This is a genomic window from Phytobacter sp. RSE-02, assembly GCF_040578655.1.
Taxonomy (GTDB): Bacteria; Pseudomonadota; Gammaproteobacteria; order Enterobacterales; family Enterobacteriaceae; genus Phytobacter; species Phytobacter diazotrophicus.
The window spans coordinates 1-12,865 of the sequence record NZ_JBEULY010000029.1; the positions used below are offsets into that span (position 1 = coordinate 1).

Genomic DNA, 12,865 nt, shown 5'->3' on the forward strand with positions numbered 1-12,865 from the left:
CTGCGTGCGCTTTACGCCCAGTAATTCCGATTAACGCTTGCACCCTCCGTATTACCGCGGCTGCTGGCACGGAGTTAGCCGGTGCTTCTTCTGCGGGTAACGTCAATCAACACGGTTATTAACCGTACTGCCTTCCTCCCCGCTGAAAGTGCTTTACAACCCGAAGGCCTTCTTCACACACGCGGCATGGCTGCATCAGGCTTGCGCCCATTGTGCAATATTCCCCACTGCTGCCTCCCGTAGGAGTCTGGACCGTGTCTCAGTTCCAGTGTGGCTGGTCATCCTCTCAGACCAGCTAGGGATCGTCGCCTTGGTGAGCCATTACCTCACCAACTAGCTAATCCCATCTGGGCACATCCGATGGCAAGAGGCCCGAAGGTCCCCCTCTTTGGTCTTGCGACGTTATGCGGTATTAGCTACCGTTTCCAGTAGTTATCCCCCTCCATCGGGCAGTTTCCCAGACATTACTCACCCGTCCGCCACTCGTCACCCGAGAGCAAGCTCTCTGTGCTACCGTTCGACTTGCATGTGTTAGGCCTGCCGCCAGCGTTCAATCTGAGCCATGATCAAACTCTTCAATTTAAAAGTTTGATGCTCGTAGAATTAAACTTCGTAATGAATTACGTGTTCACTCTATGAGACTTGGTATTCATTTAGTGTCCTAAGACATCAAGAATCCATGTCACTTTGAGTGCCCACACAGATTGTCTGATAAATTGTTAAAGAGCAGTGCAACGCGGCTTTCGCTCACCGTTGCGAGGTGGCGTATATTACGCTTTCCTCTTTCAGAGTCAACCCGTTATTTCAGGATTTTTCTCTTCGTTGTTCCGACCATCTCGTGAAGTGTTTCACATTGTCGTCTCAACGGAGGCGCATTATAGGGATCCCATTTTTTTGCACAAGCCTTTTTTCGATCTTTTTTACTGATTGTTGTTTTTTCGCCCTTTTCGCCGAGATCCCGTACGATCTGCTCGAATAATGACAAGTAAAAGGCTTGCACAAGGCCGTTATTGCCACCAAAGTTTTCTTCACAACCTGTTTTTGATGAGGTAGCTATGTCCGCAGTTTTACGTCCTTATAGAAATTTGTATCCTCAAGTCGGTGAAAAAGTGATGGTCGATGCCACCAGCGTCGTGATCGGCGATGTACGAATTGCTGATGATGTCGGCATCTGGCCACTGGTCGTTATCCGCGGTGATGTCAACTATGTAGAGATAGGGGCACGCAGTAATATCCAGGACGGTAGCGTATTACACGTTACGCATAAGTCTTCTTATAACCCGGAAGGTAACCCGCTTATCATTGGCGAAGATGTGACCGTGGGACATAAAGTCATGCTGCATGGCTGCATTATCGGTAACCGCGTTCTGGTCGGAATGGGGTCCATTTTATTAGATGGCGCGGTTATAGAGGATGACGTGATGATTGGCGCGGGCAGCCTGGTTCCGCAAAATAAACGCCTCAAGAGCGGTTACCTTTACCTTGGCAGCCCGGTGAAACAGATCCGTCCGCTAAAAGAAGAGGAGATCGCAGGGTTAAAATACTCGGCGAACAACTACGTGAAATGGAAGGATGAGTATCTGGCTCAGGATAACCAGATATAACCCCGCTCGTCTTCCTGCTGCTCACGGATCAACTGTTCGGCCTCGTCTTCCAGATCCCAGCGGTTTTCCCGGAACAACGCCAGCCACAGCGCTGGCGAATCGCCTCCAAAAAGTTCCGCCAGAACCTCAGCACGCATAATGCAGGTAAGTTGTAAGCCATTAACCAGGGCAGGAAAACATACCGCCTGCTGTGCATCATTCCACTCTTCCCTGTCGGGAAATTGGATAGCCTGATTCATTCCGCCAGTTCCCTCTGGAGCTGTTTAATAACAGATTCGATATCTGGCAATACGCCATGCCATAACAGCACGGAATGCGCGGCTTGCCCCACCAGCATCCCCAAACCATCGGCGCATCGCTGCGCCCCATTTTGCTGGCACCAGGCAAGGAAAGGTGTGCTGCCTTTTTGATAGAACATGTCGTAGCAAAAAAGCTCAGCATGGATGAGAGATTCAGGTAACTCGGGCACGCCTCCATCAATACCACTGGAGGTAGCATTAATGATGAGGTCGAATTCATGGCCTGCCAGCTCGGATAACGCAAGCGCATTCACACTGCCGGTATGAGCAAAAAGCGTTGCCAGTTCTTGTGCGCGAGTTAACGTCCGGTTGGTTATTGTCACTGCGCAATCCAGCGAAAGCAGCGGGAGCAGTACGCCTCGTGCAGCGCCACCCGCACCAATTAGCAGGATGCGAAAGCCGGGCTTGATAAATGACAACCGCTCCAGATCGCTCAACAACCCGATCCCATCAGTGTTGTCACCCAGCAAACGCCCATCATCAAGACGCTTTAATGTATTTACCGCCCCCGCAAGCGCGGCGCGTTCGGTAAGTTCATCTGCCCGACTGAAGGCTTCTTCTTTAAAAGGCACGGTAATATTGGCGCCTTTTCCTCCCGCAATAAAGAAAGCCTCAAGCGTATTGACGAAATCATCCACTGGCGCCAGTACGCGACCATAAGGATGTTCAATCTTTAACTGAGCCGCAAATTGCGCGTGAATAAACGGCGATTTGCTGTGTGCGACGGGGTTACCAAATACAGCATAGGATTCCATAGCGTTAACCTTGACGAAATAGTTCACCGGTGAGAGCGTCGCGAATTTCAGAAGGATTCTGGCGGCCACCCGTTTTCCCTTCCACGACCGGGAAGTCGGCACCAAATTGCTGGCGTACTTCGTCATCCGTTCTGCAAGGAGGTAAACCGGTCAAGTTTGCACTGGTTGATACCAGCGGTTTGCCGTACGCCTCGCACAGCGCGATCACCAGCGGGTGATTGGTAACGCGCACTGCCAAAGAGTCGAAACGCCCGGTCAACCAGCGCGGCGTGGTAGCTTTGGCAGGGAAGACGAATGTTACCGGTCCTGGCCAGCAGGCGAAAACAGCCTGCCGCTGGGTCTCACTCAGCATGCTGTCGTCTATATAGGGCTTTAGCTGCTCGAAACTGGCGGCGATCAGGATCAGTCCTTTCTCGACCGGGCGCTGTTTCAACTCAAGCAGACGATTTACGGCAATCTCGCTGTCCGGGTCACACCCAACACCGAAAACCGCTTCTGTGGGATATGCGATGACTTTTTTATTTTTCAGAACCGCCACCGCAGCAGCGATGGGATCCAAATGCAGGTTATTCTTCACGAGTCTGTTCCGCCGTTACCGGCTTTCCACATTGTTTACTGGCGCAGAAACATCTGATGCCTTGCGCCGTTTTTTTCTCAATCAGTAGCGGGTAGTGGCATGTTGGACACTCCCCTGCCACGGGTTTGAAATTGATGACGAACTGACAATCGGGATAACGATCGCAGGAATGGAAGGTTTTGCCAAATCGCGACCGTCGCTGGATCAAGTGCCCGGTCTGACACTGTGGACACGTGATCGCGGTGTCATCGGGTTTGTCGATTTGTTCGGTATGTTCACACTCAGGATAGTGGCTACAGCCAATGAACATCCCAAACCGCCCCTGTCGCAGTACCAGTACGGCACCACAGACGGGGCAGTCTTGTCCTTCCAGAATTTTGACGACGTGTCCATCCGCCTGACTTTTCAGCGGACGAACATAATCGCATTCCGGATAATGAGAACATCCGAGAAACGGACCATGCTTGCCGGAACGAATAACGAGTTCAGCCCCGCACTGTGGGCAGGGCTCGTTGTTACGCACCGTAAACAGTGCTGATTTGGCCATAAGGACTCTGGAAGCTGCAAAAAATGATTAATGCAGCATACCTTCATTCACTTCAAAGAGTAATTCTTCCATTTGCTGGTAGGCGTTTTCACACCCTGGAATGTTAAACAGAACCATCAGAATGACCCATTTAAGGTCTTCCAGTTCGAATTCTGCCGTATCCAGCGCCAGCACACGTTCAATCACCATTTCACGTGTTTCGAGGTTTAGCACCTGAATCTGCTCCAGGAATAATAAAAATCCCCGGCAACTGGCATCCAGCCGTTCACACTCTTCTGGCGTATAAATACGCACGGAGAGCGGGTCAGAAGCGAGCTGCATCGGTTCGGCGAGGCCTTCCTGATAATCAGCCAGCTTTTCAAGCCACAGAAGCGCGTTATAGATATCTTCACGATCAAAACCAGCGTCGGTAAGGTCCCGTTCCAGTTTGTCCTGATCCACCCGCATTTCAGCTTCGTTATGGATGTAAGTCTCAAACAAATACATTAGTACGTCGAACATGGCTTGCCCTCCTTAATCGGACATAGCCGCCGGGTACAGCTGCGATCCACCCTGCTAACTCCAGTTCAAGTAGCTGAGCCACAGTTACTGGCACAGGTTGGCCGGCACGTTCAGCGACGACGTCAACAGGTGTTACCTCATCTCCTACGTTAGCCAGGAGCTCGGGAAATGGCAATGCCACCTCTTCTTGATCTGGCGAATAAATTGAATTTTCGTTACCTGGCTGCAACCAATGTAGCCCGTATTGCAAACTTTCCAGAATCTCTTCTGGCGAGGCAACCAGGAGCGCGCCCTGCTGTATCAACCAGTGCGGCCCCTCACTACCGGGGTTTCCTACCGGGCCGGGGAGCGCAAAAACTTCACGCCCCTGTTCCACCGCACAGCGTGCAGTCACTAATGAACCGCTGCGTAAAGCAGCTTCGATAACCAACACGCCACGACTAAGCCCACTAATGATGCGATTACGTCGAGGGAAATTGCCCGGATAAGGTGTAGTCTTGAGGGAAAATTCGGAGACGAGCGCCCCCCCATTGGCAACGATGTCAGCAGCCAGGGAGATATGACGCCGTGGATACACGGTAAAAAGGCCATGCCCCAATACACCAACGGTTTTACCCTGCGCGTCAAGCGCTGCGCGATGCGCAACGCTGTCGATCCCTAGCGCCAGTCCACTGGTAATGGTTAAACCGCTCCGTGCCAGGGCTTCACAAAACTGAGTCCCCCAACGTTCGCCGTACCATGAATGTGCTCGACTGCCAACGACAGCAATCTGCTGGCTCGCCAGTACATCTGGCTCCCCTTTAATAAAAAGCGCACCAGGATAATCAGCAAGCGCCCGTAACTGCTGAGGATATTGCTTCTCGCAGGCCAGAATAAGATGATGCTGTGGTTGCTCAAGCCATAGCAAACTCTCTTCAATTTCCCGCGAGCTCATGGCCAGAAACCGTCTGGCCTGTTTTGCAGTCAGGCCGCTTGAGGTTAACGTCTCAACATCAATCACAGCGCTATTTGCCAGGCTTTGCGCCGCCCTGAGCATCCCCTCACCGAACAGATCGCCTGTATATATCAGGCGCAACCATATTTCTGTAGAAGTCATCTGCATCCCTGCCATAAATAGCTCGCCCAATCCTTGCGATTGGTCACCGATGCTGTCAATCGGAGGGGGATTTGTCTAGAATAGAGGGAATAATCTTTCTTACTCTTGAACACGACTCTGGATATTTATGGCAGTTTTGCAAGTGTTACATATTCCGGACGAGCGTCTTCGCAAAGTCGCCGCGCCGGTAAAAGAAGTTGATGCAGAAATTCAGCGTATCGTCGACGATATGTTTGAGACGATGTACGCCGAAGAAGGTATTGGTCTGGCTGCAACCCAGGTAGATATTCATCAACGTATTATCGTTATTGATGTCTCTGAAAACCGCGATGAGCAACTGGTGTTAATTAACCCGGAACTGCTGGAAAAAAGCGGCGAGACGGGAATTGAAGAGGGTTGCCTCTCTATTCCAGAGCAGCGTGCGCTTGTCCCGCGTGCCGAAAAAGTGAAAATCCGTGCGCTGAACCGCGAAGGTCAAACCTATGAGCTGGAAGCGGATGGCCTGTTGGCTATTTGCATTCAGCATGAGATGGATCATCTGGTCGGAAAATTGTTTATCGACTATCTGTCACCACTCAAGCAACAACGTATTCGCCAGAAAGTTGAAAAACTTGATCGCATGAAAGCGCGAGCTTAAGGATAAGAATCCACGTGTCAGATTCACTACGCATTATATTTGCCGGCACACCTGATTTTGCAGCGCGTCACCTCGACGCGCTGCTCTCTTCTGAGCATCAGATCGTTGGCGTATTCACTCAGCCTGATCGTCCTGCCGGCCGCGGCAAAAAATTGATGCCGAGTCCGGTCAAAGTACTGGCTGAAGAGAAAGGGATTCCGGTATTTCAGCCAGTGTCTCTTCGTCCACAGGAAAATCAACACCTCGTTGCCGATTTGCAGGCGGATGTCATGGTGGTTGTCGCCTACGGCCTCATCCTGCCGAAAGCTGTTCTGGAGATGCCTCGTCTCGGCTGCCTGAACGTACACGGTTCTTTGCTCCCACGCTGGCGTGGTGCGGCACCGATCCAACGTTCCCTCTGGGCGGGTGACACGGAAACTGGCGTCACCATCATGCAAATGGATGTCGGGCTGGACACGGGGGATATGCTTTATAAGCTCTCCTGCCCAATCACTGTCGAAGACACCAGTGCGACACTCTACGATAAGCTGGCACAACTTGGCCCGCAGGGTTTGCTCGCAACGCTGACGCAAATTGCAACCGGTACGGCAACGCCCGAGATTCAGGACGAAACGCAGGTTACCTATGCTGAAAAACTTAGCAAAGAAGAAGCGCTTCTTGACTGGTCTTTGCCTGCTGAACAGCTTGAGCGTTGTATTCGAGCCTTCAATCCCTGGCCAATGAGCTATTTCGTCATTGAGAATCAGCCCATTAAGGTCTGGAAGGCGTCGGTGATAAATAGCCAGGCTAAAGCCGAACCCGGCACCATTATTGAAGCTAATAAGCAAGGTATTCAGGTTGCAACGGCTGAGGGCATTTTGAATCTTGAATCGCTCCAACCCGCCGGTAAAAAAGCGATGAATGCCCAGGATTTACTAAACTCCCGGCGGGAGTGGTTTACGCCGGGCAACCGTCTGGTCTGACAATTATCTTTAAGCCCGGTACTACCGGGCGTTTTTATTTTCGTGGCTATGAAAAAAAATATTAATTTACGCAGCATGGCGGCACAGGCTATCGAGCAGGTCGTTGAACAAGGGCAATCCCTGAGTAATGTTCTTCCGCCGCTACAGCAAAAAGTCTCCGATAAAGACAAAGCACTGCTGCAGGAGCTCTGCTTTGGCGCACTGCGAACGCTCCCGCAACTGGACTGGCTCATCAACAAGCTGATGTCCCGCCCAATGACGGGTAAACAGCGTACCGTGCATTATCTGATTATGATTGGCCTGTATCAGCTACTGCATACCCGTATTCCGGCTCACGCCGCGCTGGCAGAGACCGTTGAAGGTGCCGTTGCTATCAAGCGTCCACAGCTTAAGGGCCTGATTAATGGTGTACTGCGTCAGTTCCAGCGCCAGCAAGAAGCCTTACAGGCTGAGTTTGAACAGAGTGAACAACGCTTCCTGCACCCAATATGGTTGCTAAAACGCCTGCAAAAAGCGTATCCGCAACAGTGGCAACATATTGTCGAGGCCAATAATCTGCGTCCACCTATGTGGTTGCGCGTCAATCGCAACCATCACTCCCGTGACGCCTGGCTGGCGCTGCTGGCCGAAAGCGGAATGGAAGGGTTCTCACATCCGGATTATCCCGATGCTGTACGCATGGCATCCGCGGTTCCTGTAAGCGCATTACCCGGTTTTGATGAGGGCTGGGTCACTGTCCAGGATGCGTCCGCACAGGGCTGCATAAGCTTCCTTGAACCGCAAAATGGTGAACGCATTCTGGATTTGTGTGCCGCACCAGGCGGTAAAACCACACATATCCTTGAAGCCGCTCCGCAAGCCCGCGTTCTGGCTATCGACATTGACGAGCAACGTCTTTCCCGCGTCTATGACAACCTTAAACGCCTGGGAATGAAGGCTGAGGTGAAGCAAGGCGATGGACGTCACCCTGCACAATGGTGCGGCGATGAGAAATTTGACCGTATTTTGCTGGATGCGCCCTGCTCAGCAACGGGGGTTATTCGTCGCCATCCGGATATCAAATGGTTGCGCCGGGATCGTGACATCAGCGAACTTGTACAATTACAGGCTGAGATCCTTGATGCTGTCTGGCCACATCTTAAACCTGGCGGGACGCTGGTGTATGCCACGTGCTCAGTTTTGCCGGAAGAGAACAGCCAGCAAATTGCCGCATTCCTTTCACGTACGCCTGATGCTCGCTTAAACGTAACGGGAACACCAGAACGGCCAGGTCAGCAGAATCTGCCTGGAGCCGAAGAGGGTGACGGCTTCTTTTACGCTAAGCTTTCCAAACAATAAGTAGGATAACGGGTCGCAGCTGATGAAAATCATAATACTGGGCGCGGGGCAAGTCGGCGGAACGCTGGCGGAAAACCTGGTCGGTGAAAATAATGACATCACCGTCGTGGATACTAATGGCGATCGTCTGCGTAGTCTGCAGGACAAATTTGATTTACGCGTCGTCCAGGGGCATGGTTCACATCCACGCGTGCTGCGCGAGGCTGGTGCTGACGACGCAGATATGCTGGTTGCGGTAACCAGTTCTGACGAAACAAATATGGTTGCCTGCCAAGTGGCCTATTCATTGTTTAATACGCCAAACCGTATTGCACGCATCCGCTCTCCGGACTATGTGCGTGACGCAGACAAGTTGTTCCATTCTGAAGCTGTGCCTATTGACCACCTCATTGCCCCGGAGCAATTGGTCATCGACAGTCTTTATCGATTGATTGAATACCCGGGGGCGCTTCAGGTTGTGAATTTCGCCGAGGGGAAAGTTAGCCTCGCTGTCGTAAAAGCCTATTACGGCGGTCCCCTGGTAGGAAACGCGCTATCAACCATGCGCGAGCATATGCCGCATATTGATACTCGCGTCGCCGCTATTTTCCGTCATGACCGCCCAATTCGCCCACAGGGTTCAACGATTGTCGAAGCCGGTGATGAAGTCTTTTTCATCGCCGCGTCTCAACATATTCGTGCCGTGATGAGCGAGTTACAGCGTCTTGAAAAACCCTATAAGCGCATCATGCTGGTTGGCGGCGGGAATATCGGCGCTGGCCTCGCAATGCGCCTGGAAAAAGATTACAGCGTTAAATTGATCGAGCGCGATCAACAACGCGCGGCAGAACTGGCGGAAAAACTACAAAACACCATTGTGTTTTATGGTGATGCGTCGGATCAGGAACTGCTCGCAGAAGAACATATTGATCAAATGGATCTCTTCATTGCCGTCACCAACGATGATGAAGCGAATATCATGTCCGCCATGTTAGCCAAGCGAATGGGCGCCAAGAAAGTCATGGTGCTCATTCAACGCCGTGCCTACGTCGATCTGGTGCAGGGCAGCGTGATCGATATTGCGATTTCACCACAGCAGGCCACTATTTCTGCGTTGCTAAGTCATGTGCGTAAAGCAGATATCGTCGGTGTGTCATCGCTGCGCCGCGGTGTTGCCGAAGCGATAGAGGCTGTGGCACATGGTGATGAGAGTACCTCGCGTGTCGTAGGACGCGTCATTGATGAGATTAAGCTGCCACCAGGCACAATTATCGGTGCCGTCGTGCGCGGTAATGATGTCATGATCGCCAACGATAATTTACGTATCGAACAGGGTGACCATGTGATCATGTTCCTTACCGACAAAAAATATATTACCGACGTTGAGCGCCTGTTCCAGCCCAGCCCTTTCTTCCTGTAATTATCGGGCGCCATACCGGCGCCTTTTATTTAACCCTGGTTTTATCAATGTTAAAAAATTCAGCAAATTTTTACCCTCAATGGAAAACGAGAATACATTTGTTAGACTTAACTTGTCTGACAGCACAAGGAGAAGAGCATGAGCTTGCTAAAAGAATTTCGCGAATTTGCGATGCGGGGAAATGTAGTTGATTTGGCGGTAGGTGTGATTATTGGGGCAGCATTCGGCAAGATTGTGTCGTCCCTGGTTGCTGATATTATCATGCCACCATTAGGGCTACTGATTGGTGGAATAGACTTTAAGCAATTTGCTTTAACTTTACGAGAAGCACAAGGCGATGCCCCGGCAGTCGTAATGCATTACGGTGTCTTCATCCAGAATATTTTCGACTTTCTTATTGTCGCGTTTGCTATTTTCATGGCGATTAAATTGATTAACCGTCTCAAACGTAAACAGGAAGATGAACCCAAAGCGCCGCCGGCTCCTGGCAAAGAGGAATTGCTGTTAACAGAAATCCGCGATCTGTTGAAAGAACAAAATAAACGCTCCTGATTAAGCTGTTTTAAGCAGAAGGCCAGTGGTAAATAAGCGATTCGCTTGCTTGCCACTGGCCTCCCAGTTCACTTTCTTACCGTGTTTGTCTTTGCGTAAATAACTCCCTTTCCCCTTCTTATTCTTCTCAACTCGCTGTCTGAACAAAGGATCATGAAGCAATGCCTCGATGGCGTTATTGTTAATCTGCCCTTTCTTATGCTGATAGTGGCTCATAATTTCTCCAGATTGTGGTTTAAAACGGCGCAAGTGTAGGCTTGCTGACAACAAAAATCAATGCCCCTAAGGAGTGCTGCTGGCACCCTGCTCCAGGGCCTCGAGTATTGAGCAATAGACGCTACTGTGCGCACTACCACAGCAAGCATCATTCAGTTTCTGTAGAGATCGTTGCATAATCTGCAATTCCTGAATTCTCGCTTCAACCTCGCTCAATCGCGCCTGAACAATGCTCTTGGATTCCTGGCAAGTGTGATGCTCAGGATCGATACGGATAGAGAGCAATTCACGAATAGACTCAAGCGTAAATCCAAGCTGGCGCGCATGTCGGATAAATTTCAGACGCTGTAAGTCATTGTCCGAATAAAGGCGAAAGCCACCCTCCGTTCTGATCTCGTGATCCATCATCTGTTGTTTTTCATAGTAGCGAATGGTGTCCGGGGTAACGTCTGCCAGTTTGGCTAATTCTCCAATGCGAAACATTTCTACTCCTCATCTAATTTCAGCATCAATTTTTCCGAATATTCGCCGCGAAGGAATTCTGTACTTAGTCCAGCTTGCTTCAATTTAAGTTCCAGAAGCGCCAATCTTCGACTTACTTCATGATAATCCGGATGATCCTGGTGTATATGAGCCAGTAAGTCTGACAGAGCAAGTGCTTCTTTACGATATTCAAGTTCAGGCGGAAGACAGCCCGCATTTTTGAGTAAACGAAACCCTGCGCGTAATTCAGGCGGGACATGCGAATCATCGTCCAGGACGAGCGGTTTACCGTTACCAGGCAAATGCTCAAATTCACCTTTTTTCTGCGCATCGAGGATATGTCGTTCTGCCCACTGGTCAAGTAACCACATACAACCTCCAGGAGAGGAACGAAAAACTTATAGACATTGTAGAGAATATGGAGGTTTTGCGGATATAAAAAAACCCGCCGAAGCGGGTTTTCTTACGTTACTGCAGATTACTCTGCAGCAGCTTCTGCTTTCGATTCAGAACGATCAACCAGCTCGATGTATGCCATCGGCGCATTGTCGCCTGCACGGAAGCCACACTTCAGAATGCGAGTGTAACCACCGGCACGGCTCGCGAAACGCGGGCCCAGCTCGTTAAACAGTTTTGCCACGATCTCGTTATCACGAGTGCGGGCGAATGCCAGACGACGATTAGCAACGCTATCAGTCTTGGCAAGAGTAATCAGCGGCTCAACTACGCGACGCAGTTCTTTCGCTTTCGGCAGGGTCGTCTTGATGATTTCATGACGAACCAGCGAACCTGCCATGTTGCGGAACATAGCCTGGCGATGGCTGCTGTTGCGGTTCAGTTGACGACCACTCTTACGATGGCGCATGACCTTATCCTTCTCAGTAAAACCTTAACCTGTGATCCGGTTACTCGTCAGCAATGCTTGCCGGCGGCCAGTTTTCCAGGCGCATGCCCAGAGACAGACCACGTGAGGCCAGCACATCTTTAATCTCGGTGAGAGATTTTTTACCCAGGTTCGGCGTTTTCAGCAACTCAACCTCGGTACGCTGTACCAGATCACCGATATAGTGGATAGCTTCTGCCTTGAGGCAGTTAGCAGAGCGGACAGTCAATTCCAGATCGTCAACAGGGCGCAGCAGGATCGGATCGAATTCTGGTTTCTCTTCTTTCACTTCCGGCTGACGTACATCACGTAAATCAACGAAAGCTTCCAGTTGTTCAGCCAGAATGGTGGCCGCACGACGAATCGCCTCTTCAGGATCGATTGTGCCGTTGGTTTCCATTTCGATGACCAGCTTGTCCAGGTCGGTACGCTGTTCTACACGCGCTGCTTCAACATTGTAGGCAATACGCTCTACAGGGCTGTAGCATGCGTCGACCAGCAGACGGCCGATTGGGCGCTCATCTTCTTCCGAATGAATTCGGGCAGAAGCCGGCACATAACCACGACCGCGCTGAACTTTGATACGCATGCTAATAGACGCGTTCTCATCGGTCAGGTGGCAGATCACGTGCTGCGGCTTGACGATTTCGACATCACCGTCGTGGGTAATGTCGGCTGCAGTCACAGGGCCAATGCCAGATTTATTCAGAGTAAGAATAACATCATCTTTACCCTGAACTCTCACCGCCAGCCCTTTCAGGTTGAGCAGGATTTCAAGGATATCTTCCTGAACGCCTTCTTTGGTGCTGTACTCATGAAGTACACCATCAATCTCAACCTCGGTCACCGCGCAACCCGGCATCGATGAGAGCAGAATACGGCGCAGTGCGTTACCCAGAGTATGGCCAAAGCCACGCTCTAAAGGCTCAAGGGTCACCTTGGCGTGCGTCGAACTCACTTGCTCGATATCTACCAGGCGCGGTTTTAGAAACTCTGTCACAGAACCCTGCATTGTG

The 12,865-nt window shown here is 51.0% G+C and carries 16 protein-coding genes, 1 rRNA gene and 1 pseudogene; 6 read left to right on the top strand and 12 right to left on the bottom strand.

The genetic code is table 11. The annotated features are described in order from the left end of the window. Positions 1-582: ribosomal RNA gene (locus ABU190_RS26430) — 16S ribosomal RNA — on the bottom strand; the annotation flags it as partial. Positions 583-1,055: 473 nt separating this feature from the next. On the opposite strand from ABU190_RS26430, the gene ABU190_RS26435 reads away from it, so the two are divergent. Further along, positions 1,056-1,604, top strand: a complete 549-nt coding sequence (locus ABU190_RS26435) for a gamma carbonic anhydrase family protein (protein ID WP_354692842.1) — start codon at positions 1,056-1,058, stop codon at positions 1,602-1,604. Here ABU190_RS26435 and ABU190_RS26440 read toward each other — a convergent pair. From ABU190_RS26440 to dprA, 6 genes are read right to left on the bottom strand one after another with little or no spacing between them, the layout of a single operon-like run. Beyond that, the gene (locus ABU190_RS26440) at positions 1,586-1,843 is read right to left on the bottom strand and encodes a DUF1488 domain-containing protein (protein ID WP_354692843.1); all 258 of its coding nucleotides are present in this window, start codon (positions 1,841-1,843) and stop codon (positions 1,586-1,588) included. The genes ABU190_RS26435 and ABU190_RS26440 overlap by 19 nt on opposite strands. After that, entirely contained in the window at positions 1,840-2,658 is an 819-nt protein-coding gene (gene aroE, locus ABU190_RS26445; RefSeq protein WP_354692844.1) for a shikimate dehydrogenase, read from the bottom strand. The genes ABU190_RS26440 and aroE overlap by 4 nt, the downstream gene beginning before the upstream one ends. A 4-nt stretch (positions 2,659-2,662) precedes the next feature. After that, on the bottom strand, positions 2,663-3,235 hold the full coding sequence (tsaC, locus tag ABU190_RS26450; protein ID WP_354692845.1) for an L-threonylcarbamoyladenylate synthase type 1 TsaC: 573 nt from the start codon (positions 3,233-3,235) through the stop codon (positions 2,663-2,665). Further along, entirely contained in the window at positions 3,225-3,782 is a 558-nt protein-coding gene (locus ABU190_RS26455) for a type I DNA topoisomerase (protein WP_039076831.1), read from the bottom strand. Before ABU190_RS26455 ends, tsaC begins: the two co-directional genes overlap by 11 nt. A gap of 27 nt (positions 3,783-3,809) precedes the next feature. Next, positions 3,810-4,283: a DUF494 family protein Smg gene (gene smg / locus ABU190_RS26460; RefSeq protein ID WP_039076830.1), complete on the bottom strand. Its 474-nt coding sequence runs from the start codon at positions 4,281-4,283 to the stop codon at positions 3,810-3,812. Further along, positions 4,255-5,379: a DNA-protecting protein DprA gene (dprA, locus tag ABU190_RS26465; RefSeq protein ID WP_354692846.1), complete on the bottom strand. Its 1,125-nt coding sequence runs from the start codon at positions 5,377-5,379 to the stop codon at positions 4,255-4,257. The genes smg and dprA overlap by 29 nt, the downstream gene beginning before the upstream one ends. A 127-nt stretch (positions 5,380-5,506) precedes the next feature. Here dprA and def point away from each other — a divergent pair, with 127 nt between their 5' ends. From def to mscL, 5 genes are all read left to right on the top strand, one after another. Beyond that, positions 5,507-6,016: a peptide deformylase gene (def, locus tag ABU190_RS26470; protein WP_354692847.1), complete on the top strand. Its 510-nt coding sequence runs from the start codon at positions 5,507-5,509 to the stop codon at positions 6,014-6,016. 14 nt (positions 6,017-6,030) lie between these two features. Then, a complete protein-coding gene (gene fmt, locus ABU190_RS26475) occupies positions 6,031-6,978 on the top strand; it encodes a methionyl-tRNA formyltransferase (RefSeq protein WP_354692848.1) in 948 nt (315 codons plus the stop codon). 48 nt (positions 6,979-7,026) lie between these two features. Further along, entirely contained in the window at positions 7,027-8,316 is a 1,290-nt protein-coding gene (rsmB, locus tag ABU190_RS26480; protein ID WP_354692854.1) for a 16S rRNA (cytosine(967)-C(5))-methyltransferase RsmB, read from the top strand. 22 nt (positions 8,317-8,338) lie between these two features. Beyond that, positions 8,339-9,715, top strand: coding sequence for a Trk system potassium transporter TrkA (gene trkA / locus ABU190_RS26485; RefSeq protein ID WP_039076825.1), 1,377 nt, complete (start codon positions 8,339-8,341; stop codon positions 9,713-9,715). Positions 9,716-9,853: 138 nt separating this feature from the next. Next, positions 9,854-10,267 (top strand): large-conductance mechanosensitive channel protein MscL, encoded by a 414-nt coding sequence (mscL, locus tag ABU190_RS26490; RefSeq protein WP_354692849.1) that lies wholly within the window; start codon positions 9,854-9,856, stop codon positions 10,265-10,267. Here mscL and ABU190_RS26495 read toward each other — a convergent pair. The 5 genes and pseudogenes from ABU190_RS26495 to rpoA form a co-directional block, all read right to left on the bottom strand. Further along, a pseudogene (locus ABU190_RS26495) lies at positions 10,158-10,483 on the bottom strand (alternative ribosome-rescue factor A). The gene mscL and the pseudogene ABU190_RS26495 overlap by 110 nt on opposite strands. 66 nt (positions 10,484-10,549) lie before the next feature. After that, positions 10,550-10,966 carry a Zn(2+)-responsive transcriptional regulator gene (gene zntR, locus ABU190_RS26500; RefSeq protein ID WP_354692850.1) on the bottom strand — a complete coding sequence of 139 codons (417 nt, stop codon included), beginning with the start codon at positions 10,964-10,966 and terminating at the stop codon, positions 10,550-10,552. Positions 10,967-10,968: 2 nt separating this feature from the next. Continuing rightward, entirely contained in the window at positions 10,969-11,337 is a 369-nt protein-coding gene (locus ABU190_RS26505) for a DUF1992 domain-containing protein (RefSeq protein ID WP_354692851.1), read from the bottom strand. Positions 11,338-11,444: 107 nt separating this feature from the next. Further along, a complete protein-coding gene (gene rplQ, locus ABU190_RS26510; protein ID WP_001216372.1) occupies positions 11,445-11,831 on the bottom strand; it encodes a 50S ribosomal protein L17 in 387 nt (128 codons plus the stop codon). Between the two features lie 40 nt (positions 11,832-11,871). Next, a complete protein-coding gene (gene rpoA, locus ABU190_RS26515; RefSeq protein WP_034461761.1) occupies positions 11,872-12,861 on the bottom strand; it encodes a DNA-directed RNA polymerase subunit alpha in 990 nt (329 codons plus the stop codon). Positions 12,862-12,865 lie beyond the last annotated feature (4 nt).

Bases quoted from the DNA above. Each gene is read 5' to 3' on its own strand.
- ABU190_RS26435 (WP_354692842.1), top strand. From the start codon at position 1,056: ATGTCCGCAGTTTTACGTCCTTATAGAAATTTGTATCCTCAAGTCGGT.
- ABU190_RS26440 (WP_354692843.1), bottom strand. From the start codon at position 1,843: ATGAATCAGGCTATCCAATTTCCCGACAGGGAAGAGTGGAATGATGCA.
- aroE (WP_354692844.1), bottom strand. From the start codon at position 2,658: ATGGAATCCTATGCTGTATTTGGTAACCCCGTCGCACACAGCAAATCG.
- ABU190_RS26455 (WP_039076831.1), bottom strand. From the start codon at position 3,782: ATGGCCAAATCAGCACTGTTTACGGTGCGTAACAACGAGCCCTGCCCA.
- smg (WP_039076830.1), bottom strand. From the start codon at position 4,283: ATGTTCGACGTACTAATGTATTTGTTTGAGACTTACATCCATAACGAA.
- dprA (WP_354692846.1), bottom strand. From the start codon at position 5,379: ATGACTTCTACAGAAATATGGTTGCGCCTGATATATACAGGCGATCTG.
- def (WP_354692847.1), top strand. From the start codon at position 5,507: ATGGCAGTTTTGCAAGTGTTACATATTCCGGACGAGCGTCTTCGCAAA.
- rsmB (WP_354692854.1), top strand. From the start codon at position 7,027: ATGAAAAAAAATATTAATTTACGCAGCATGGCGGCACAGGCTATCGAG.
- trkA (WP_039076825.1), top strand. From the start codon at position 8,339: ATGAAAATCATAATACTGGGCGCGGGGCAAGTCGGCGGAACGCTGGCG.
- mscL (WP_354692849.1), top strand. From the start codon at position 9,854: ATGAGCTTGCTAAAAGAATTTCGCGAATTTGCGATGCGGGGAAATGTA.
- zntR (WP_354692850.1), bottom strand. From the start codon at position 10,966: ATGTTTCGCATTGGAGAATTAGCCAAACTGGCAGACGTTACCCCGGAC.
- ABU190_RS26505 (WP_354692851.1), bottom strand. From the start codon at position 11,337: ATGTGGTTACTTGACCAGTGGGCAGAACGACATATCCTCGATGCGCAG.
- rplQ (WP_001216372.1), bottom strand. From the start codon at position 11,831: ATGCGCCATCGTAAGAGTGGTCGTCAACTGAACCGCAACAGCAGCCAT.
- rpoA (WP_034461761.1), bottom strand. From the start codon at position 12,861: ATGCAGGGTTCTGTGACAGAGTTTCTAAAACCGCGCCTGGTAGATATC.